The sequence below is a fragment of the Psychrobacillus sp. FSL K6-4046 genome (genome assembly GCF_038624605.1).
GTDB lineage: Bacteria > Bacillota > Bacilli > Bacillales_A > Planococcaceae > Psychrobacillus.
This window is the reverse complement of the sequence record NZ_CP152020.1, coordinates 1847713-1870040: the sequence shown is the minus strand read 5'-3', so window position 1 is coordinate 1870040 and position 22328 is coordinate 1847713. Positions and strand designations below refer to the sequence as shown.

Sequence of the window (22328 nt, the reverse complement as noted above, 5' to 3'; positions counted from 1 at the left end):
GTTGTTTAGATATTCAACAAGAACCCAGTTACCTATCCTAGAACGGCAGGCTTTGAAAAAGGGAAATGGTTAACCCTAATACCAATACGGTTCCTACAGAAAGTAAGCTTATCATTTTCCACCAATTTATCTCTTTTGAGGGTTTTACAGCCTCTTGGGAAACTACCATCCAGATCACTACAGAAACTATTGATATTATGGCAATAAACTCTTTAGACATATTTAATCCCCCCTTAACCCTTATGTCCCTCAGTTTCTAGCGTTAATTATCAAAAAATGTGGTGTTGTCATCAGCTTGTGATAACCTTTAGGATCTATCTTCTTAAATTCTTCCGTAGGCTGTGGCTCTATAAGACGCTCTAATTTAAAATATTTTAAAGTTTCGTTTAAGATGGCTTGCATAGGTCTCCTATAAAAAGGCACTTCAATTATTTTCCCATCGCGCTTCCACTGATCTATTATAAATTCATGTGAAAAATAATCTCCTTCCTTAGCCAATCTTATATCCATAGATGGGTGGTGTACCGAAAATATGAATTGACCGCCTGGCTTTAAGATTCTTTGAAACTCTCTAAATGTCAATTCCCAATCATTGATATAATGAAGGACTAATGAGCTAATAATGAGATCAAAACTATTGTCTTCAAAGGGAAGTTCTTCTTCTAGGCTTAAGCAAAGAACATTAGCTTTGTCCCTTACTCTTCTTTTCGTTGCCTCTACCATTTTAGTACTGATATCGATTGCTGTAACCGTTGCCCCTTCACGTATAAGCTGGGAGGTATACCATCCTGCAGCACAACCCGCATCCAAAACGCTTAAATTATTTAAATTAGAAGGCATTTGTTTGACCATTTCTGGTCTCTCATACTCCGTGTTATATATACTTCTTTGATCGACGTTAAATTCATAATCATCGGCGAGCTGGTTATACGCCTGAATGACACGATCCTTCATGTTAGCCCTCCTTGCTGACTTGTAAATACTGGTCAAACCAATCCTTTATCTCTTCCGTTTTTAATCGCTGTTGCACTTCTTTTTCAAATAACAGAGGATCTAAAAGCTCATCTAAATTCCCTAGAACACTCTCTACATTGCTTCTGTTAACGAGAAAAGTTTCATTTGGAAGTCTTAACTCTATTTGTTCCAAATTCTTAATAAGTACAAAAGCAGCTGTAGTATTATAAATGACCGATTGTTGTACTTGACGAGGAGAAACGTCACTTAAATCTTTATAATTCACGATTAACAAAAAACGATCAGGGTCCTGTTCAAAGCCATTCAAATAATTTTGTAAAGGAAGTGATTGAAACAAATGTGCATTATTTGAGTTGTTTCCCATATATAGATTTTCATATACTAGCACCTTGCTAAAATCATGGGTCTCTGGATCAAGCTGCCGTAGCATTTCTTCCGCTTGTAAATTTTCTTTTTCTGGTAGGTAAAAAAGGTTCATCCATCCAAAAAGTATAAGCCCAGTAATGAATAATCCAATTATTAACTTATTCTTCATAGTTCGCTTCATTACCTCCTCTGATAACTATGTTTTTAAATCTGTTAATTAATAAAGGTACAATGATGGAGAAAAATGGAGCCAAATAGGCTGCTATAGTCTGACCGAATTGATAAGGACCTTCAATAGAGATATTACGGCCAAACCATAGATCACTACCAAAATGGATGGCAGTAATCATTCCCCACTGCGCTACCATAAACAATGCCCAAATAATCCAAATCCATTTTTGCCATCTATTCATAAAAGCTAATTGGATTGTTCTTTCATTCGTTAAAGAACCTGCTATGATTTTTAACACGATATAAAATACGCCAATTATTAATATGATTATTAACAACAGCCAGCTCGTAGCCCTTAAGGAACTAAAAACATTAAACGGAATAGAGATGATCCATGCTATCAATAAATAAATCAGCGACCATTGCGTAAGCTCGACCAACACTTTGCTTAATTGAACTGTTTGTAAGCCTTCTATTACACTATCCAGTTTAGGCATTTTCTCGGTACTAATCCTAAAAGCTTGTTTTGCAGTTAAACCCTTATTCGCAACTAAGTCTTCAATTTCTGCCTCTAAATTTCCGATGACTTCTTCTTTCAACTCTAATGTTTCTTCATTTTTTGGGTATCCAGTGAACATCTTATTAACATACTTTCGAACCTCATTCATCTTAATCACTTCCTCCTAACACTAATCGATCAATGAGCACCTTTGCGCGATTCCATGCTCTTACATTTACTTCGTAGGCCGCTAAGCCTTCTTTTGTAATCGTATAATATTTTCGTCGGCCACCTTGTGACTGATCACCCCAGTAGGCATGGATAAATCCAAACTTTTCTAATCGTTTCAGACTGCTATATAAACTCGGCTCTTTCAATATATACTCTCCATTGCTACCGACTGAGATAGCCTTCATAATTTCATATCCATAATTATCTCCTGCCTTTAAAACCTTTAAAATAATGGTATCGATATGACCCCTTATTAAATCAGCACTTACTTCATTTTCTGACAAGCCTATCACCTCTTATTACAATGTATATCAAATTACTATGTCTGTCAAAGTACTATGTCATAAATAAAAAAATAATTGCTTCCCCGCCCTCTCATCATGACAAATCAAGAAAAGCAGGAAAGAAATAGGGGCTTTCCTAAAAGGAAATCAAATAAAAAAATAAACAGCTTATGATTTTAAAATCAATAAGCTGTTTATTATAAACTGAACTTAAATTATTTGTTATCCTTTTCATTTCCATGCTTAAAATTTCCGGTCGCTTTGGCCATTAGCAATTGTGCTTCCTTGAAGTCTGCAGAATGGATCTTGCTCAAAAATTTTTCGCTAGCTGTTCCCACGAGCGTGGTAACATGTCTTCCTTGAAAAGAGATAAATACTTTTTTATCTTTCGTAATTCTATACGTAAAGACTTCCTCGCCCAATCGATTCCGTTTATCAATGTTATCCATTAATTCACCTCTTTACATTGCCACTAAACTGCTTATCTTTAAGCACTCACAATTACTCATTTCAAGTAAAGGTATTTTGATCATGAACCAACAACCATTTTTCATTATTTTTTTTAAATATTAATGTAAGGTAATAAATTTTGTTATATGGATTCCCATTCTGATCCACGTCCTTATACTCAATCTCCACAACAGCGTAGCCCATCTCGTCTGTACACTCTTCTTTAATGATTTGATAACTTAAACTCCAATCGATATCAGCAAACCAATCTTTATTAAATTCAGCGACATCTTTATACCCGCTAATCAAGCGACCGTTAGGCATTATTACACTTATATCTTCTTGTTCAGAAATAGTTTGTAGAAAAGGAATAATATCTTTATTTTGCATTAAATCTAAGTGCTTAATCAGCACAGTGTGAAAACTCTCTATATTCATGGTTTTTCTCCTTATTAGTTAATACGTCAGGTTTTGACCTTCACTTTCTCTTTGCCAGTAATGTTCCCTTATCAATAGTGGTCTTGTGTTTTGCCTTACTTGATAGAGAATGCTTATTCTTCTTTAAGAAAAACAGGTATGGGGAAACAATTAAGACCTACTAGACAACCCTTTTTCCCCTTCACCTTTAAAACAATCTTCATTCATAAAATCAACCCCCTAAAATACAAAATATTCACACTATTATAATTTAATATTATATCCCTTTTATTTCAATGCAGGTATTAATAATATATGATATATTAACTCCCCTTCTTTACAAGATGAGATGGTACTCGTCCGATGAACGTATACAGTATTTATACGACCTTATACAATAACCTTTCGAACTTCAATCAATTAATGGATATGTTAATAACGGTTTATTCTAAACTAGTAAGAGGACTGTAAATAAAACCATTAAATTCCATTTTTAAAGTGCAGGCAATCACTAAAGTATGCATTTTTCCCCAAACGTCCGACAGCTTTATGATTCATTTAAGTGGTTAGTCAATGATTTCTTTTCTTCCCTTGTAAATATTCAAAAATAAATGTTTATGACCACTTAAAAGTAGGTATAATAGAATAGATACTTTTGACTAATGAAGAAGGAGGCTTTTATAATGAACCTCATTTATATAGAACTAGTTAGACTAGTGGATGATTACTATAGATGTGAAAATGACGCTTTTAAACAAGAAATTCTCTATGATATACAGTTATTAACTAAGGCTGTTTGCCTTACCGAGTAGTTTTAATTAATAACTTAAGAGAATAAGAAAAGTCCTATAAAAAAAGACTCCACAATATGGAGTCCGTTTAATATATATATTTTTACTATATATTCTTAATAGCTTCTTTAATGGATCGTGTCCCATTCACGACATTAAAACTTTTTTGATAGGTGCCTGATTCTTCTAAAGATGCTACCAGTATCTCCGCTACATCCTCGCGAGTAATTGTACTCGGCTCTGCATCTACCCCAACTGTCACTTTTCCTAATGCTTTTTCATTTATTAAGCCGCCAGGTCGGACGATTGTATAGTTTAGTTTACTTTGCTCGAGCATTCGATCTGCATAGTGCTTAGCAACATAATAAGGTCTCATTTCAGCATTCCAGTTTTCTCGTTTGTCAGCGTCATAAGCACTTACCAGGATATAACGTTCTACACCTGCATCTTCAGCAGCCTCCATTGTTTTTACTGCTCCGTCTAAGTCAATCAGTAATGTCTTATCAGGACCTGTATGTCCTCCTGAGCCTGCTGCGAAAATGATTGCATCAGCTCCAGTAAATGCTTCGGTTAATAAGTCTACCTTACCCTCTAAATCAAGTAATACTGCTTCTATCCCTTTTTCTTTAAAATCATTAACCTGCTCCTGTTTTCGAACTACTGCTGTCACCGTATGATCACTATGATCTTGTAATTTTTCCACGACCTGTTTACCAATCTGACCATTCGCTCCTACTACTATTACTTTCATTTATATACACTCCTTTTGATAATTGAAATAAAGAGAGACTGGGACAAAACCATCCTCTTAAATGAAAAAGCCGATGAAATTTTACAATAAGTAAAATTTCACCGGCTTTATATTTTTTGTCATAAACAAAGGACACTTTCTGATAAAATTAAGTTACCACACCAAATCCAACAGAAAGAAGTGTCCTTATGTTTAAAGATTATAACATGAATCAAGTGGTATTGCCTTTAGATTTAGAAGTAAAATTACAAGAAAACGATATTGCCTTCCATATTCACCATTTAGTTGAAAGCATCCCTGACGAAGCGTTTAAAGTATTTCTTCGAAATACGGGTTGCCCTGCCTATCATCCCCGCATGATGATGAAAATCATCCTTTGTGCTTACTCCCAGTCTGTTTTTTCAGGTCGAAAAATTGAAGGACTCTTATACGATAGTGTCCGGATAATGTGGCTGGCCCAGGGCTATCAACCAAGCTACCGCACAATCAATCGATTTCGTGTGCAGCCAGAGGTGAGCGAATTAATCCGTCAATGTTTCGTACAATTCCGCTGTCAGTTGGTCCAAGAAAAACTCATTGACCAAGAGGCAATCTTTATTGATGGTACAAAGATTGAAGCAAACGCTAACAAGTTCACGTTTGTCTGGAGAAAATCCGTAGAGAAATATAACAAAGGATTGATAGAAAAATCGAACCAGCTATATAACGAACTGCTTGAAAAGGAGATCATCCCTCAAATGGAACGAGAAGATGAAGAGCACCTGTCACTGGAAGAACTAACTCAAATGGTTCAAAAAGTAGAGGATGTCATCACCGAATATGACCAACAAATAGAAGCGTCGTCAGACGCTTTGGAACGAAAGAGCTTGAGGAGAGAACGAAAATATCCAAAGCAGGTACGTAAAGAGTTGATTGATTATATCTACCGTAAACAGAAATATCAACGGGACTTTGAAATCTTTGGAACCCGGAACAGCTATTCAAAGACTGACCATGATGCAACCTTTATGAGGATGAAAGACGACTACATGAAAAATGGTCAATTGAAGGCTGGTTATAATGTACAAATCGCAACAGAGGGTCAATACACGCTTGCCTATAGTTTGTTTTCTAATCCAACAGACACCAAAACCTTGATCCCCTTCCTGGATGAGATTGAGAAAAATTACTTTAAGCTACCGAAGCATATCGTGGCAGATGCAGGCTATGGAAGCGAACAGAATTATGACGATATACTATCTAATCGTAAACGCGAAGCTCTGATCACCTATAACATGTACATCAAAGAGCAAAAGAAGAAACAGAAACAAAATAAGTTCAATACTGCAAATTGGAAGTACGACGAAGAGAACGATACGTACACCTGCCCGAACCAGAAACAGCTGTCCTTTAAATATCATTCCATACGCGAGGACAAGACAGGATACAAACGGGAGTTTAAGATCTATGAATGTGAGGACTGTTCAGGTTGTCCGTTCCGCTCCTCCTGTACGAAAGCAAAAGAAGGTAATAATAGAAAGTTGATGGTGAACGAAAAGTGGGAGCAACAAAAAGAATATGTGAGCGCGAAGCTTTCAGAGGAAAAGACAGGTTCTATCTATCGTCAAAGAAAAATTGATGTGGAACCAGTTTTTGGATTCTTGAAGGCTAATTTGCGTTTCTCACGATTTTCTGTACGTGGGAAACCGAAGGTTGAAAATGAAATGGGTCTTGCGTTAATGGCCGTGAACTTACGTAAGTTCACGGTAAAAACTAGATAGAAGAATAAAAAATACATAAAAATAAGGAAAAAGAGAAATTGAGTGAGCTCAATTTCTCTTTTTCCAATATTAGAAGCTAGTTTTGTCCCAGCCTCTTGAAATTCTTAGTAAGGTTTAGATTCTCGACCAACATCTTCTGCTTTATCCGCAGCAGCATTGGCACCCGGAGAGCTCTCTTGTTTTTGTTGTTTTTTTAAGTCTTCCATTTCTTTCATCTTCATCTCGATACCTTCTTTTACACGACGACCATAATCTTCGTCTGCCTGTGTAAAGTGGTAGACCATAGCCTCTTGGATACGAGGATCACAAATCGAAAGTGCGGTAGACAGGTTGTTTATCAATTCATCGCGCTCCCAATCTTCAAAGCTACGATAAGTCTCGCCTGCTTGTCCATAGTTATTCTCTCGATCTATTGGTGCACTTGTAGCCTTAGCATTATATTGTGGCTCGTGCTTAATTCGTTCCGTTTTTTCTGCTTCCTGCAATCCACCTATCATGGATGGTTCATAATTGATATGTGGATTTCCACCAGCTTCCTCTGGTCTATGCACATCCATTTGACCACGATGCTGATTTGTTCTTACAGGAACCTTAGGCGCATTAACTGGAAGCTTCAAATAGTTTGCTCCTACGCGGTAACGTTGTGTATCAGAATAAGAAAAAGTACGACCTTGAAGCATTTTATCATCTGAAAAGTCTAATCCATCTACTAATACGCCTGTACCAAATGCAGCCTGCTCTATTTCAGCGTGGTAATCGACCGGATTACGGTTTAATACCATCTTACCTACTGGTAGGAACGGGAATTGTTCAGGTGGCCATAGCTTTGTATCGTCTAATGGGTCAAAATCTAACTCAGGATGCTCATCATCGCTCATAATTTGAACAAATAACTCCCACTCTGGATATTCTCCTCGCTCAATGGATTCATATAAGTCCTGTGTGGCATGAGCAACATTTTTTGCCTGAATGGCATCAGCTTCATCTTGAGTTAGGTTGCGAATACCTTGCTTTGGTTCCCAATGATATTTTACTAATACTGCTTCGCCTTTATCATTTACCCACTTATACGTATTTACACCAGATCCCTGCATATGGCGATATGTAGCCGGAATTCCCCATGGGGAGAATAGGAAAGTAATCATATGTGTCGCTTCAGGTGATTTAGAAACAAAGTCAAACATACGCTCTGGGTTAGGGATATTAGAAGCAGGGTCTGCCTTAAATGCATGAATCATATCTGGAAATTTCATCGCATCACGAATAAAAAATATTTTTAAGTTGTTTCCTACTAAGTCCCAATTACCATCTTCCGTATACATTTTAACTGCAAAACCTCGTGGATCACGAGCAGTCTCTGGAGAATCCTTAGAACCTGCAACTGTTGAAAAGCGCACCATCAAAGGTGTTTGTTTTCCAGCACCTGAAAATACTTTTGCACGAGTATACTTTTCTACGGGCTCGTCCCCTACTTTTCCGTAAGTTTCAAAATAGCCAAAAGCACCAGCTCCACGAGCATGAACTACTCGCTCAGGAACTTCTTCTCGGTCAAAGTGTGAAATTTTTTCAATGAAATGATAGTTTTCAAGAGTAGCAGGACCGCGATTTCCTACAGTTCGAATATTTTGGTTATCCGTTACAGGATGACCTTGTCGAGTTGTAAGCGTCTCTTTTCCTTGGTTACTTTCGGTTGAACCATTTCTCATTTCTTTTTCTTCTGCCATTATGAAATCCTCCTTCGAAATAGTGCATTCCTTATTTGTAATTCCCTGATATATCACCTTAAAACCTATTTATCACTTGTTTATCGAAAAATAAACCAGTTAAACAAAATAAAAAAGAGACATAGGTAGTCTCTTAATTATCAGTTCCTATTATTTTTTAAAAGAAGGGCTTAATTCGCTCCATACATCAAATTTGTTTTCATCAAGATCCTGAAATACAAAATTTCTACCAGCATGTCCTCTATCTTCTATTTCCCCTACCCGCAATCCTTTTTCTTTGAATTCTTTGTGTAATAATAGAAGATTATCTATCCCATCTACTTCAAATGTTAAAACAAAATGCTCTCTCCCATGGAAATCTTTAAAGTTCAGACTTTCTTCTTTTTTACTTTTAATCAAAAAGACACTTTGATTGGCTAGGTCCAAAATCGCCTTTTCCTCGTCCTTATAGTTCTCGACAGCGCCGAGTTGCTGCTGGTACCAATCGCTAGCGAGAGAAACATTTGAAACTGGGATATAAATAGTTCCAACTCTTATTAATTTCTCATTCAAAGCCTTTCTCCCTCCTTACTCAAATAAATGTGAGATTAACACTGCATCCCGTTTGCGTGACCAGAAAGTCTTTTGGAACCAACTCTTATGGTTAGCATCTCCAACGCAAATAGCCGGAGCTAAAGACCTTGAACTATTCGCAGCGATTGAAGCTTCCCACGGTAAGGGTCCGTTTGCAGTGAAATTCAACATTTCTAACTTTATCTTTATTTTAATAGAAAATAGACTATAGGCAAACACCAATATTCAGGGTGTCTGTCTACAGTCTAAAAATTCACATCTGCACTAATCTCAGATGAATCCATAATTATACTAAAATTTTCGGTTTTCGTTGCTCAAGCTTTGGCTCTTCGCTATTTATTTCTTCGCCGGTCTCAATATCAATAAATGTGCTAGTTTCATTGAACCATTTGTCTGGTGCCTGATGCCCCCAGAATGTTTGACGTAGAGGATCATTTAAATCCCAACGCTTTGGCTTCATATCTGGGTCGCAAGTCAAATAGTCTCCGGTATATAACTCTATACGATGACCATCTGGATCTCTTAAATATAGAAAGAATGCGTTAGATAATCCATGTCGACCTGGTCCGCGCTCGATACAATCCGCATAGCCCATACTAGCCAACACATCACAGCAGTCGAGCACGCTCAGCCTGTCAGATAAAGTATACGCAAAATGATGAAGCTTAGGACCTGGCCCACTCATGAACGCTTGATCATGAACTGTAGGCTTTCGGAATAACCAGGCAGCCCATAAGTCACCTTCTTCCGTTTCTGTGTATTCGGAACAAGAAAATCCTAAACTCTTCACATAAAAATCATAGGCTTTTTGCACATTTGGTACAGCACAATTGACGTGGTCTATTCGCTGAATTTTTGCTCCGCGATATAGATCGTATTTTTGAAGCATCCGATCCACGGTAGGCATTTCTGCAAAAAATTCTAGCGGAATACCCGAAATGTCGTGAACTCTAAGCGTTCTACCGATAGCATACTGATTTCCTTTAGGAATCCACTTCGTTTTAAGTCCTTTAGCAATAAATAACTTTTCAATGTGCTCTAAATCTTCTTCCTTCATCACCTTGTAACTTAACACTTCCACAACTGATTTCTCGGCTTTTTTTAGTAATAGACTGTGATGACAATGCTCTTCTAGTCCTCTTAGATAGACATGCCTATCATCTCTCTCGGTTTCTATCATCCCCAATCCATCTACATAGAATTTACGAGATAGCTCTAAATCCTTAACATGTAGCACTGTGCGAGCGATACGTATAATGGAAAAATCCAATAGCCTTCTCCCCCTTTCTATTGTTTTCCAAATTGCTGGATATGATGATCATCAATGGATACGTGAATAATTTTATGCTCCGTATAAAAATCAAAGCTGTAATGCCCACCTTCTCTGCCTATACCAGAATACTTCGTCCCTCCAAAAGGAGTTCTAAGATCTCGAACGTTTTGAGCATTTACCCATAGCATTCCTGCATCCACTTTATGCGCTACGCGATGTCCACGTTTAATATCGTTCGTCCACACATAACCTGCCAACCCATAAATAGTGTCATTCGCAAGCTTAATGACTTCCTCTTCATCTTGGAACGACATAGCAATTAGAACAGGGCCGAATATTTCTTCTTTAGCAACCCGCATTTGGTTATGAGCATTTAAAATTAATGTTGGTGGCACAAAATTTCCTTTGGAAAATTCAGCTGGAATATGTCCTGAGATTACCTCAGTACCTTCTTCACGTGCTATGTCTATATAGCCACGTACCTTGTTATAGTGACCCTGGTCAATTAGAGGGCCAACCTCCGTCAGGTCATTTAAAGGGTCTCCCACTTTGATATTTGCAACTCTCGTCTTTAATGCATCTATAAACCTGTCTTTAATGCTTTCTTGGACGAATAGCCGGGAATTAGCTGTACAGCGTTCCCCATTAAAGGAAAAGATACCCCATACACAGGCGTCTAGTGCTCGCTCGAAATCAGCATCCTCAAAAACAATTATTGGAGATTTGCCGCCTAGCTCCATGGAACAGCTCTTCAAGGTGTCTGCACTATTTTTTATAATAGTAGATCCAGTTGTAGTCTCCCCGGTAAATGAAATGAGCTGTACATCAGGGTGCTTAACTAAAGCATCACCAGCTACTTCTCCCTTACCGTGAACCACATTAAAGACTCCTTTTGGTAGATCTGCCTTATGAATCACCTCTGCTAATAGATTTGCCGATAGAGGAGAAAGCTCTGCTGGCTTTAGGACTACTGTATTTCCTGTAGCAAGTGCTGGAGCAATCTTCCATGTCTCAAGCATGAAAGGTGCATTCCATGGAGTTATTAAACCGGCTACGCCTACAGGGGCATGAATCGTATAATTGACAAATTCGTCATCCACCTGATAGACATCCCCTACCAGACGACTCTCAACCATTCTTGCATAAAAGCGAAAGTTTTCAGAGGCACGGTTTACCATTTTTCTTGTTTGGCTTATTGGCAAACCGGTGTCTAAAGCCTCTAAATATGCGATTCGTTCTACTTCCTCGTCAATAAGGTCTGCAATACGATAAATATAAGACAGCCTTTTACTTAACTTCATTGTTTTCCATGGACCATTGTCAAAAGCATCACGAGCTGCTGCAACAGCTTTATCTATATCTTCCTTTTGGCCTTCCGAGACTGTATTGATTTGCTCGTTCGTAAAAGGATTCATGTTGTTGAAAGTTGCACCACTAGCTGCAGGCGTAAACTCACCATTTATATAGAGGGAAATGCTTTGTTGGGTTTCATGCTTGAGTGAAATTAACTCATGAGAAGACACCATGTTCATCACCTTCTTTCATTAAAATTGTGGGGCAGTTTCTTTCGGCAGAATATCTAAGCTTATTAGAGTCTGTCGCACTTCATCCTTTACTGCTTGTGATGGTGGACCTAATGGAAGTCGCAGTTTAGGGTTTATCTTCCCCATCATCCCTAGGGCCACCTTTGCCGGAGCAGGATTCGTATCTCTAAATAACGCATCATTCAAAGGCATTAGTTCGAAATGTAGATCCTGAGCCCTCTCCACATCTCCAGCTGTCCAAGCATTGTAAAGCTCCGCTACTTTAGCAGGTTCTACATTAGCCGTCGCGCTAATAAAGCCTGCACCGCCAATAGCTAGCATTGGATAACATAGAAGCTCTATTCCTGAATAAAGAAGAAAATCTCTTCCACAATTAAGTAGGACACGATTAACATGCTCAAAATCCTTATTGGCCTCCTTTACTCCAACAATGTTTGGACACGCTTCAACTAGTCTCTTCATCGTACCGACTTCCATATTTACTGCAGATCTGCCTGGAATGTTATAGATGATAATTGGGATTTTCACAGAGTCTGCAACTACTTTGAAGTGTGTATATAAGGCTTCCTGATTTGGTTTATTATAGTAGGGAACAATTACCATAGCAGCATCAGCGCCTAGTTCCTCTGCATACTTAGTAAGCTCCATTGTTTCGTCGTGGTTGGTTGAACCTGTACCAGGTGCAAAAAATACTCGCCCAGCAATTGTTTCACTGGCTAGCTTCATTACTCTTTTACGCTCATTAATCGTTAACGAGCTTGGTTCCCCACTTGTACCCGTCACAGATATACCGTGACTCCCACTTTCTATTTGCCAATGGATAAGGTTCTTAAAGGATTCCTCATCTATTTCTCCATTTTCTGTAAAGGGAGTAACTACAGGACAAATAGAACCTCTTAGCTTCTTTTTTTCTTCTTCATACGCCATTTTATTCGACTCCTTTCAACCCTTTATTTTCTTCCTCCAGCTATTTGTTTAACTCTTGGTATTTACCTCCAAAAAACAAGAGAGGCTCACTTGGTTCGTGCTTTACCCCTATTACTTTTCCGATGAAAATAGTATGATCGCCTGCGTCTATTTGGTTAAACAACTCACATGTGATAACTGCAAGTGAGTTCTTTAAAATAGGGTGCTCCTGATAGTAATCAAATGCTACTTCCAGGTTTGAATTCAACTGCCCGGCAAACTGCTTAGAAAGCTCCAGTTGGTTAGCAGCCAAAATATTGATGGCAAATCGTTTAGATGAGTTTATATAAGAATGCATTTTAGCTTGGTCTCCTATGCTTATAGCCACTAGCTTAGGCTCTAGAGAAACTGACATGAATGCATTCGCTGTCATGCCATAAACTTCGTTCTCTACTTTTGTAGTAATTACCGTAACTCCAGTTGCAAAGGTGCCCATTATCGTTCGGAATAACTGATTATCTATTTCATTTTTAAGCTGTTGCATGGATACACTCCTTTAGAAAATCTTTACTATGAAAGTATGCCTGCTTCCTTTTTGGCTCTATTTAGAAAGCTAGTCACCATATCCTTATACGGTTGTTTATTGAAGCTATCATAATAAGCATTGGACATACGAACCGGATCTCCAAAGAAATAATATTCATATAGAGCTTGTCGATTTCCAAATGCACTGATGGATATATCCCAGCCTAAACGGAAAAGCTGCACACGTTCTTCCCCATTTATATTTGCACCCTGAGTATAGCGATGTACTAAAGAACCTACATCATCGTTGCTAAAGTCTGCTTCAGTTGGCAATGCCATTAATCCTGAGGCACCTAAAATTTTGATAATTTCATTCATACGCTGGTACATTTTAGGGAACCAGTTTCTTGCTGCATTTAATGGCTCGAAGTCTGGAGTCATATTGCCATATTGGTCTATCTTCGCATTATGCTCTGCTCGGTATAAATGAGAGCGCATCACCTCTAGAATCACCATGATTTCACTGGCCTTTTCCTTTACATGCATGAACTTATCGATACCAATGGCCTCCATCATGCTAATAACTACACCTAGGATAAATTCAGTTTTCACAACGTTTTTAGAGATTACTTGATGCGTCATATGGATAACAGCATTCGTTTCTGCATACGTACGATTACAAATATCAGTGCTTTCACAAACGAAGACTCTCTCCCAAGGCACTAACACATCCTCGAACGATATAATCGCATCACTTTCATCAAATCTGGCACCTAGGGGATGGTCCCATTTACTCTTTCCATAATCAAAAGATTCGCGAGAGAGAAATTTTAAGCCTGGCGTGTTGTTCGGAATAGCAAATGCAAAGGCAAATGGATCGTCCACTGTACCGGGAGTTCGATTTATAGTAGATGGAAAGACGACTAATTCATCCGTTATTCCCCCTAAGGTAGCTAGAAGGCGACAACCGTTTATGATAATTCCATCTGTCGTCTTTTTAGTAATACGGGCAGATAAGAAAGGGTCCTTTTGTTCCGATTGTGTTAGCATGGATCGGTTCACCTGCGGATGAATAAGTGTATGCGTAAGACTGATGTCGTTCTCTCTCGCATATTCATAATAATCTTCTGCATTTTTAGCAAATTGCTTACTCCCGCCGCCCTCCTGTGCAAAGAACTTACTTGCTGTTCCAAACGCCATAATGCTTGTGTTTAAATAGTCAGGTGAACGACCCATCATTCCACCCGAAAAAGCTGCCCATTCACTATGCATTTCTCTTCTTTTAAACAAATCTTCCTTTGTTTTCGGTGCGATAAAGGAAAGCCCCACCTTATCTCCGGTAGTTGGTGATTTGTATAACATTTTTTCTGGCTTTTCATGCTGGAGATCATATAAACCCGCTACACTTTCTATCACGTTTTTAAAAGCTGGATGGGTAGTCACATCCTCTACTTTTTCTCCGTGAATCCACACCTCTGTTTGACGATCCTTCACACCTTGGATGTATTCCTTCCCTGTTCGAGCACCCATATTTACTACCTCCTAAATCCGAATTTTCTGAACAAATTAAACAAGAATATATGAAATAATATATGATTTAAAGCATGATGATATTTAAAAACGAGAATGAATATTGTTCTGCTTGTACGTTCCTGAATCACTAAATTCAACCAATTCCATAGACAGTGCTAAGTATCTTTTATTCATCGTTTCATCGAAGTGAGCTTTAATAACCTCGAATATAGTGTCACATACTTCTGCCTTGATTTCTTCAGACCTACCTGCAGCAATCTTTAATGTGGCATGTACAAAGGCATCATCCTCTAACCCATCAGCTACTCGATAATCTGTTAGCTCGATTGCTCTCGATCGAATTCCTCCAATTGGGAATGTATCGTTTCTAGCTATAAGTATTTGATGAACATCTTTTAAAAGCTGCTCCACGTTAATGTCTTCCTTTAAGTTGTCTGTATACTCTACAATAAAATGAGGCAAATCAATTCCCCTTCCGTATTAACTCTTAATGAATTTTTCATCGCCTATAATAGTATTTGCTAGACGACCAACTCCTTCAATTTCAGTCACAATATGATCGCCCACTTTAGTGTCCACCGAGCCTTTAGGTGTCCCGGTTAAAATGACATCATTTTCACTTAAGGTCATAAAGCTACTGATATATTCAATAAGTGTTGGAATATCAAATATCATATCTTTCGTATTACCCTTTTGAACGAGCTTATCATTAACATACGTATATAATGGAAGATTCATTGGATCTGGAATATACTCCTTATCCACTAACCATGGTCCAAGCGGAGTACAGCCATCTCTATTTTTCACACGAAGATTTGGTCGGTAATAGTTCTCGAGGTAATCTCTAAAAGCATAGTCATTTGCTATACTATAGCCTTTAACATAATCGTAAGCGTCTTCTTTTTTTACATGTTTGCCTTTTTTACCGATTACAACAGCAAGCTCGCATTCGTAATGCATGTAAGTTATATCTGATGGTCGTCTGGTAAACCCATTATGACCTACAAATGTATTAGGTCCCTTTAAAAAGATAAGAGGTTCAGAAGGAGCATCAAAAGCTAATTCTGCAGCATGATCGGCATAGTTAAGACCTAAAGCAAAGGTAGTTCGCGGGTTAAGGGGTGTTAACCATGTAACCTCATCCTGGTTCACAATCCTACCATCCTCAAGCTGAAGCCTAGTGTCATATTCATTTGCATTATAAATAGCTCCACCATATGCAACTCTAGCTCTTTTTATAGGAAACACCCCTCTTCCTCATCCATCATATAGTTTTCTAATGATCCTATTTCGCTTATATCAATTCTGATCTGATCTCCTACGTGTACTTTAGGAGAAGCTGTAGGAATTCCGACCAGTAGGAGGTCCCCAACATCTAACGTCATAAACTCCGTTATTTCTTCTAGCAATCTAGCAATTGGACGCACTAGAGTAGACGTGTTTTTTTCTAACTGGAGTTCATTGTTAATATAGACCTTTATCGTAAAGGAATTTGGATCCATAATATTTTTGGCATCTATGATCCAAGGTCCAATGGCACAAAAACCATCCCTTGCCTTGTATGGCACCGCTGGTCGGAAAATACTATCGTGTGGAATACTGACATCATTTACAATTGTGTAACCAGCAATATAAGAAAATGCATCCTCTTCTTTTATAGCAATTGCCTTCTTACCGATAACTACTCCTAACGATGCTCCAACTTCTAGTGTAGAGACCCCCTTTGGCATAGGAATAGGAGCACCATGAAAATTGATTGTATTTGCCGGTTTTATATACAAGATAGGTGCGTTAGGAGGAGCAGCATAAGGTTTTTGATGAAGCTGCTCTTCTATGGCTGTGAGATCTTCTTTATAGTTAAGTATAGTTCCGTACACTGTCCCACAAACGGGTGAAGCAACAGGGTAATCCTTTAGCCCATTTCTTTGTCCATTTAAGTAAAACGAATTAGTTAGAGGATCCACCTCAACTGTTTTTAACGCGTTTAGATGACGAAGCTTTATGCTTGCTGAACTCATCTGCATACCTCCTTAGACCGATAACAAAGCTTTATCGCTTGTTAACTTCTCTCCCCGGATTCGTTGGAATTCATCCATAAGCTTATTAATTGTTAAAGTTCTTTTCTCCTCGGCATCTATTTGTAAAATGATTTGACCTTTATCCATCATTATTAATCGATTGCCTAAGTCTAAAGCCTGCTGCATATTATGCGTGATCATCAACGTCGTCAACTTATCCTTTTCCACCAGTTCCTTTGTTAAACTCGTAATGAGTTCTGCCCTCGAAGGATCGAGTGCTGCTGTATGCTCATCTAAAAGTAAAATGGCCGGCTTTGTAAAGGTTGCCATTAATAAGGAAAGTGCCTGCCTTTCTCCACCAGACAGCAACCCGACTTTTGCATTTAGTCGATTTTCTAAGTTGAGATGTAACGTTTCAAGAGAGGACCGAAAAAATTCACGCCTTTTCTTATCGACACCAATTTTGAGACTTCTTTTTTTATTTCTTGAATAGGCCATCGCAAGATTTTCCTCAATAGTCATCGTCGGAGCGGTACCAGCCATCGGGTCCTGAAAAACTCGACCAATCATTTGAGAGCGTTTATATTCAGGCATCTTAGTAACATCTTTTTTTTCAATCTCTATTGTTCCGAAATCTGGAGATAAAGCACCCGATATCATGTTAAGCATAGTTGATTTACCTGCTCCGTTACTGCCTATAACTGTCATAAAGTCACCCGGACGGAGCTCAAGGTTAATTTGGTCTAATGCTACCTTTTCATCTGGTGTTGCTTCATTAAAAAGCTTATTAATCTGATTGAGCTTTAACAATAGCTGGCCCCTCCTTCATCAATAAGGATTGGTTTTCTCGAAGTCTTTCAGAATGTCGCTTTGCCTTTCTATTTTTCTCTCTTTTCTTTTCTAAAAACTGTGGTAGCACTAATGCTCCTATAACAATTACCGCGGTGATAAGCTTCATATCACCTGTATCCAAAAAGTTTAAACGGAGAGCCAGTGCAAGCACGATACGATAAATTATCGCTCCAGCTATTACGGCTAATGTTGTACGGACAATCGTTTTTGTTCCAAAAATAGCTTCCCCAATAATCACAGAAGCAAGACCAATGACAATCATCCCAATCCCAAGGCCAATATCTGCAAATTTAGCGTACTGCGCGATTAAGGCCCCTGAGAAAGCAACAAGGGCATTAGAAAAACCAAGACCTATAATGATTAAAGTATCTGTATTGGCTGATAGACTGCGGATCATTTTCTTATTGTCACCAGTAGCTCTGATCGCTAAGCCTATCTCGGTCTTTAAAAACCAATCTACGATGATTTTAATAAGGATTACTACTAAAGCCATTAGAAAAAATGTTCCCCATGTAGATGGAACTCTTTCTACTCCAAGCATTTGCAAAAAGCTATTGAGAGCGGAATCTATCCCAAGCCCACTCCAAAATGATTGGAACTGAACAAAAAGAGTTTCCGCATTCAACAGGGGAATATTAGGACGACCTATAGAGTTTTCAGAGGTGAGTCCCATAATTCTCAAATTAATCGAGTACAGTGCAATCATCATTAATATCCCAGATAGAAGGGGATTTATCTTTCCCTTCGTATGCAGTAACCCAGTCATACAGCCTGCTATAAAGCCTGCTAATATAGCCATGCTTGTTGCCAATACGGGATGATACCCAAGTATAATCATCGTAGCGGCAGTCCCTGCCCCTGTTACAAAGCTACCGTCAACCGTCAAATCTGGAAAATCTAGCACTCGGAATGAGATATACACTCCAAGTGCCATAATTGCATAAATGATTCCTTGTTCCATTGAGCCGAATACTGCTGAAAACATAAAGAATCACCTCCTCGTTATTCGCTCATTTCAGCTTTCCACTCGTCTTTAATATCCACACCAATTGTATCTGCAGTTTCTTTGTTCATAATTAGTTTTAGCTTTTGAGGCACCTGTACTGGGATATCAGCAGGCTTACTTTCCCCTTTTAATATTTTGACTGCCATCTGACCAGCCTCATAACCAATATCAAAGTATTCAAATCCATAAGCTCCTAAGCCACCACGTTTAACCGAATCAAATTCTCCTACCATAACTGGAATTTTATTTTCATTTGCTACCGAGATTACCGACTCCAGAGCGGATACAACTGTGTTATCTGTAATGATATACATAGAATCGACTTTCCCTATAAGTGATTCCGTTGCTTGCTTGACGTCAGCTGTTGTAGCTACAGATGCTTCTACAACTGTCATATCCATGTCTTCCAATAACTCCTTTACGGAATCTACTTGAGAGCGTGAATTTTGTTCTCCGGAGTTAAATACCATTCCTACTTTCGTTGCACCAAGCTCTTCTTTTAAAAATTTCATTGTATTAGCAATAGCGTCCGGGTGGGAATCAATAGTACCCGTGACATTACCACCTGGCTTTTCCATCGATTCGACTAGCTCTGCACCAACTGCATCTGTAACAGATGTAAATACAATCGGAATGTCCTGCGTTGCACTAAGTGCAGCCTGAGCACTTCCTGTTGAGTTTGCAAAGATCAAATCTACATTGGAGCTAACTAAGTTTGTAGCTATAGTTGTGTTATTATTACCGTCTCCTTGCGCATTTTGAAACTCGTATTCTGCCTCGATCCCTGCATCCTCTAAAGCCTTTTTAAAGCCGTCATAAGCTGCATTTAAGGATGGATGCTCCGCAATTTGAGTAACTCCAATATTATAGGTTTTGGACGAAGAAGCTTCATCTCCCTCATCTCCACAGGCAGCAAGTAACAAGGATGCACTAGCTAATACAGTTAAAAGACTCTTCCATCTCTTCTTCACGTTTATTTCCCCCTCCGACTCTTTTAGTTATATAACAAGCTTCTGGTAAAATAGTTTACAGCCGTAATTTAACCAATTACCACTTCCTTCTTTACTGGAGCTAGATGAATCGCTTGTCCAAGCAATCCTTCCACAGATTCCAGTAGTGCCTCATTTATGCCTGGGTGCACGTAATTTGGAAATTTTATATCCTCCTCCTTCGCAGCCATCTCTAATAGTTGTAAAAAGGAGCCTGACAATTCGATAGCGCCATCCCCAATCATATGAATTCCTTGAATTACTTCGGTCGTAGATTCAGAGATTACCTTTATAAATCCATCTCTTTTCCCAGTAATTGTGGAATAACCATTGCTGCCAAGCGGAAATTTACTTGTACGTACAGAAAGTCCTAGGTTATTTGCCTGTTGTTCCGTTAAACCAACAGTTACTACCGGAGGGATTGTATGAGCACAAGTGGGTGCGATCGTTATGTCCACCTCTGGTCTTTCTCCAGCAATGAAAGATACTGCCGCTTTTCCTTGTTTGATAGCCTTCCAAGCAAGCAGGGGACCACCTGTTACATCTCCAACTGCATATATGTTGGGGATTGAAGTTTCTAAACGATTATTTACTTGGATAAAACCATTTCCACCTAACTCCATGCCCAGCCGCTTCAACCCAAGCTCTTCTACGTTTGAGACCCTAAGCTCAGGAACCACTAAACAAGAAGCCCCCATTTTCATTTCTTTATGCTGATTGGTTAACACCGTAACAGAGACACCGTTTAAATCCTCATGAGTCCCAATAATTTCTTTTTTCTCTACTACTTTTATTTTTCTCTTTTTAAATATTCTTAATAACTCCTTATTGACCGATTCATCAAAAGGTAGCCCAGTATCGGATTCTATTAATAAGGTTACTTGTGTGCCAAGTGCTGCCAAGCTTGAGGCCGCTTCTAGGGCAATATAATCTTGACCATCAATGATTACATCTTCAGGCAGCTTGCTTAGTTGAAACAGTTCAAACGGATATAGCACATGAGGACTCTTAGATGTTATATAGCTAGGAAGTATATTTTTACTACCTGTAGCGATAATTACTTGGTCAAACTCATACATATCGAATTGGTGACCATTTTCCACACCAATTTTATGCTTTGCTATAAACGTAGCTTTCCCTTGAACGATTTCTACCTTATTCGCCTGGCAAAGTCTTTCTACACCTGACCTCAGCTGTCCGATTACTTCCTTTTGATATTCAAGTAATCTCTGGATATCTATATCTCTTCCAGCCGCATCAATACCAATCTTAGCTAGCTGATCCAACTCGGAACGTTTCGAGCTTGCAAAAGTATAAACCTTTGAAGGTATACAGCCTTCGTTTAAGCACACTCCTCCCAGGTTTTTTTGCTCAATTAAAGTAACGGAAAGGCCAAGCTGAGCACCTCGAATAGCCGCGCTGTATCCTCCTGGTCCACCCCCAATAATGATCAGATTTCGTTTATGGCTTATTTCTCCTACAACCATCTAAATCATCTCCAAAATTAGTTTATGTGGATGTTCGATTAAACTTGAAAAACGATTCGTGAATGCAATTGCAGTTGCACCGTCTGCTACGCGGTGATCAAATGACATGGATAGATTCATGATGTGTCCAATAACAATCTCATCCTGCGCATTAACGATTGGCTGTTTTTTGGTTTTATGAAAAGCGATTAATGCAGTCTCGGGATAATTGATAATAGGAGTGGCGGCTATGCTGCCTAAAGGTCCTACATTACTAACTGTAAATGTGCTGTTTTGCATTTCTGATGGTTGAAGCTTTCCTGCTATGGCCTTTTGTGTTAATTCTTTTATTTCTTGATTTATTTGTATGAGAGATTTTTTATCGGTATCGTGGAGTACAGGGACAATCAGTCCGTTTTCTGTGTTGGTGGCTATGCCTATGTGATAGCTTTTCTTGAGGAGTATCCGACTATTTTCTTCGTCAAGCTCGGCATTGAATATCGGAAAATCCTTTAAGGAAATGACAAGTGCTTTCAAGAGAAAGGCTGGAATACTTATGGAATGACCAGTGGCTTTCAACTGTGCCTTCATTTCTAATAGATTAGTCATATTCACTTCGTCAAAATGGGTTACATGTGGGATGGTAAAGAGTGATTTCTTCATATTTTCAGCAATCTTTTTTCTAATTCCTTTATAGGGTATTTCATCTGGTTGCGTCTGGACAACAATCTTCTCAGGTATAATCTTCTTCTCTGTTTTATTATCTATAAACCTCATAACGTCCTCTTCTGTAATTCTTCCTGAAGGATCTGAAGGGGTCACATCCTCTAAATTGATGTTATGTTCCCTAGCTATTTTTCTTGTGTAAGGCGTAGCTAGTATTCTCTTATAAGTAAACTCTAAGGATTTATCTTCTTTTAAGGGCTGGTTACTGCTAGTCTCTACTGATATATCCTTTGAATACTGCTCGGTTGAGGAACCCCCTCCGCCCTCACTTTCTAAGGAAAGAAGACTGGTACCTACTTTTACCATTTCTCCAGCAGCAATTCGAATCTCTTTGACAATACCAGTACAAGGAGAGGTAAGTTCAGCAACCATTTTATCTGTTTGGACTTCAACTAAAGGCTGGTCCGTTTGCACCCTATCACCCACTTTAACTAAATAGTGGATAACCTCTCCTTCAGTCATTCCTTCTCCTATATCATGTAATTTCACATCAATCAT

At 38.6% G+C, this 22328-nt stretch carries 25 protein-coding genes; 2 read left to right on the top strand and 23 right to left on the bottom strand.

What is annotated here, in order from left to right:
• Positions 1 to 37: 37 nt before the first annotated feature.
• From MKY09_RS09215 to MKY09_RS09185, 7 genes are all read right to left on the bottom strand, one after another.
• Complete coding sequence (locus MKY09_RS09215; protein ID WP_169358279.1) at positions 38 to 220, bottom strand: hypothetical protein; 183 nt, start codon at positions 218 to 220, stop codon at positions 38 to 40.
• Positions 221 to 249: 29 nt separating this feature from the next.
• Positions 250 to 954 (bottom strand): class I SAM-dependent methyltransferase, encoded by a 705-nt coding sequence (locus tag MKY09_RS09210; RefSeq protein WP_342568138.1) that lies wholly within the window; start codon positions 952 to 954, stop codon positions 250 to 252.
• Between the two features lies 1 nt (position 955).
• Positions 956 to 1522 (bottom strand): DUF4825 domain-containing protein, encoded by a 567-nt coding sequence (locus MKY09_RS09205; RefSeq protein ID WP_342568137.1) that lies wholly within the window; start codon positions 1520 to 1522, stop codon positions 956 to 958.
• The gene (locus MKY09_RS09200; protein ID WP_298467640.1) at positions 1500 to 2180 is read right to left on the bottom strand and encodes a permease prefix domain 1-containing protein; all 681 of its coding nucleotides are present in this window, start codon (positions 2178 to 2180) and stop codon (positions 1500 to 1502) included. The genes MKY09_RS09205 and MKY09_RS09200 overlap by 23 nt, the downstream gene beginning before the upstream one ends.
• Before the next feature lies 1 nt (position 2181).
• Positions 2182 to 2526 carry a PadR family transcriptional regulator gene (locus MKY09_RS09195; RefSeq protein WP_342568136.1) on the bottom strand — a complete coding sequence of 115 codons (345 nt, stop codon included), beginning with the start codon at positions 2524 to 2526 and terminating at the stop codon, positions 2182 to 2184.
• Positions 2527 to 2741: 215 nt separating this feature from the next.
• Positions 2742 to 2975, bottom strand: a complete 234-nt coding sequence (locus tag MKY09_RS09190; RefSeq protein ID WP_342568135.1) for a hypothetical protein — start codon at positions 2973 to 2975, stop codon at positions 2742 to 2744.
• A gap of 61 nt (positions 2976 to 3036) precedes the next feature.
• Complete coding sequence (locus MKY09_RS09185) at positions 3037 to 3414, bottom strand: nuclear transport factor 2 family protein (RefSeq protein WP_342568134.1); 378 nt, start codon at positions 3412 to 3414, stop codon at positions 3037 to 3039.
• 662 nt (positions 3415 to 4076) lie between these two features.
• Here MKY09_RS09185 and MKY09_RS09180 point away from each other — a divergent pair.
• A complete protein-coding gene (locus MKY09_RS09180; RefSeq protein ID WP_277347061.1) occupies positions 4077 to 4205 on the top strand; it encodes a hypothetical protein in 129 nt (42 codons plus the stop codon).
• Between the two features lie 85 nt (positions 4206 to 4290).
• Here the strand turns inward: MKY09_RS09180 and MKY09_RS09175 are convergent, their stop codons facing one another.
• Positions 4291 to 4935 carry an SDR family oxidoreductase gene (locus MKY09_RS09175; protein WP_298471044.1) on the bottom strand — a complete coding sequence of 215 codons (645 nt, stop codon included), beginning with the start codon at positions 4933 to 4935 and terminating at the stop codon, positions 4291 to 4293.
• A 188-nt stretch (positions 4936 to 5123) separates the two neighbouring features.
• Here MKY09_RS09175 and MKY09_RS09170 point away from each other — a divergent pair, with 188 nt between their 5' ends.
• The gene (locus tag MKY09_RS09170) at positions 5124 to 6695 is read left to right on the top strand and encodes an IS1182 family transposase (protein ID WP_144542062.1); all 1572 of its coding nucleotides are present in this window, start codon (positions 5124 to 5126) and stop codon (positions 6693 to 6695) included.
• Between the two features lie 104 nt (positions 6696 to 6799).
• On the opposite strand, the gene MKY09_RS09165 is transcribed toward MKY09_RS09170, so the two are convergent.
• The 15 genes from MKY09_RS09165 to MKY09_RS09095 all read right to left on the bottom strand — a co-directional run bounded on the left by MKY09_RS09165 (position 6800) and on the right by MKY09_RS09095 (position 22328).
• On the bottom strand, positions 6800 to 8419 hold the full coding sequence (locus MKY09_RS09165) for a catalase (protein WP_298471045.1): 1620 nt from the start codon (positions 8417 to 8419) through the stop codon (positions 6800 to 6802).
• Positions 8420 to 8569: 150 nt separating this feature from the next.
• Positions 8570 to 8971 (bottom strand): VOC family protein, encoded by a 402-nt coding sequence (locus MKY09_RS09160; RefSeq protein WP_298471046.1) that lies wholly within the window; start codon positions 8969 to 8971, stop codon positions 8570 to 8572.
• Positions 8972 to 9278: 307 nt separating this feature from the next.
• Complete coding sequence (hpaD, locus tag MKY09_RS09155) at positions 9279 to 10262, bottom strand: 3,4-dihydroxyphenylacetate 2,3-dioxygenase (RefSeq protein WP_342568133.1); 984 nt, start codon at positions 10260 to 10262, stop codon at positions 9279 to 9281.
• A gap of 17 nt (positions 10263 to 10279) precedes the next feature.
• Positions 10280 to 11791: a 5-carboxymethyl-2-hydroxymuconate semialdehyde dehydrogenase gene (gene hpaE, locus MKY09_RS09150; protein WP_342568132.1), complete on the bottom strand. Its 1512-nt coding sequence runs from the start codon at positions 11789 to 11791 to the stop codon at positions 10280 to 10282.
• A gap of 18 nt (positions 11792 to 11809) precedes the next feature.
• Entirely contained in the window at positions 11810 to 12736 is a 927-nt protein-coding gene (gene hpaI, locus MKY09_RS09145) for a 2,4-dihydroxyhept-2-ene-1,7-dioic acid aldolase (RefSeq protein WP_342568131.1), read from the bottom strand.
• A gap of 40 nt (positions 12737 to 12776) precedes the next feature.
• Positions 12777 to 13238, bottom strand: coding sequence for a flavin reductase family protein (locus MKY09_RS09140; protein WP_251553204.1), 462 nt, complete (start codon positions 13236 to 13238; stop codon positions 12777 to 12779).
• Between the two features lie 47 nt (positions 13239 to 13285).
• The gene (hpaB, locus tag MKY09_RS09135; RefSeq protein ID WP_251553054.1) at positions 13286 to 14770 is read right to left on the bottom strand and encodes a 4-hydroxyphenylacetate 3-monooxygenase, oxygenase component; all 1485 of its coding nucleotides are present in this window, start codon (positions 14768 to 14770) and stop codon (positions 13286 to 13288) included.
• An 84-nt stretch (positions 14771 to 14854) separates the two neighbouring features.
• The gene (locus MKY09_RS09130; protein WP_251553053.1) at positions 14855 to 15235 is read right to left on the bottom strand and encodes a 5-carboxymethyl-2-hydroxymuconate Delta-isomerase; all 381 of its coding nucleotides are present in this window, start codon (positions 15233 to 15235) and stop codon (positions 14855 to 14857) included.
• An 18-nt stretch (positions 15236 to 15253) separates the two neighbouring features.
• Positions 15254 to 16012, bottom strand: a complete 759-nt coding sequence (locus MKY09_RS09125; RefSeq protein ID WP_251553203.1) for a fumarylacetoacetate hydrolase family protein — start codon at positions 16010 to 16012, stop codon at positions 15254 to 15256.
• Positions 16009 to 16791: a fumarylacetoacetate hydrolase family protein gene (locus MKY09_RS09120; protein WP_342568130.1), complete on the bottom strand. Its 783-nt coding sequence runs from the start codon at positions 16789 to 16791 to the stop codon at positions 16009 to 16011. The genes MKY09_RS09125 and MKY09_RS09120 overlap by 4 nt, the downstream gene beginning before the upstream one ends.
• Before the next feature lie 12 nt (positions 16792 to 16803).
• A complete protein-coding gene (locus tag MKY09_RS09115; protein ID WP_342568129.1) occupies positions 16804 to 17601 on the bottom strand; it encodes an ABC transporter ATP-binding protein in 798 nt (265 codons plus the stop codon).
• Complete coding sequence (locus MKY09_RS09110; protein WP_342568128.1) at positions 17579 to 18628, bottom strand: ABC transporter permease; 1050 nt, start codon at positions 18626 to 18628, stop codon at positions 17579 to 17581. The genes MKY09_RS09115 and MKY09_RS09110 overlap by 23 nt, the downstream gene beginning before the upstream one ends.
• Positions 18629 to 18645: 17 nt before the next feature.
• Complete coding sequence (locus MKY09_RS09105; protein ID WP_251553049.1) at positions 18646 to 19620, bottom strand: ABC transporter substrate-binding protein; 975 nt, start codon at positions 19618 to 19620, stop codon at positions 18646 to 18648.
• A 68-nt stretch (positions 19621 to 19688) separates the two neighbouring features.
• Positions 19689 to 21125 carry an FAD-dependent oxidoreductase gene (locus tag MKY09_RS09100; RefSeq protein WP_251553048.1) on the bottom strand — a complete coding sequence of 479 codons (1437 nt, stop codon included), beginning with the start codon at positions 21123 to 21125 and terminating at the stop codon, positions 19689 to 19691.
• Positions 21126 to 22328, bottom strand: coding sequence for a dihydrolipoamide acetyltransferase family protein (locus MKY09_RS09095; protein ID WP_342568127.1), 1203 nt, complete (start codon positions 22326 to 22328; stop codon positions 21126 to 21128).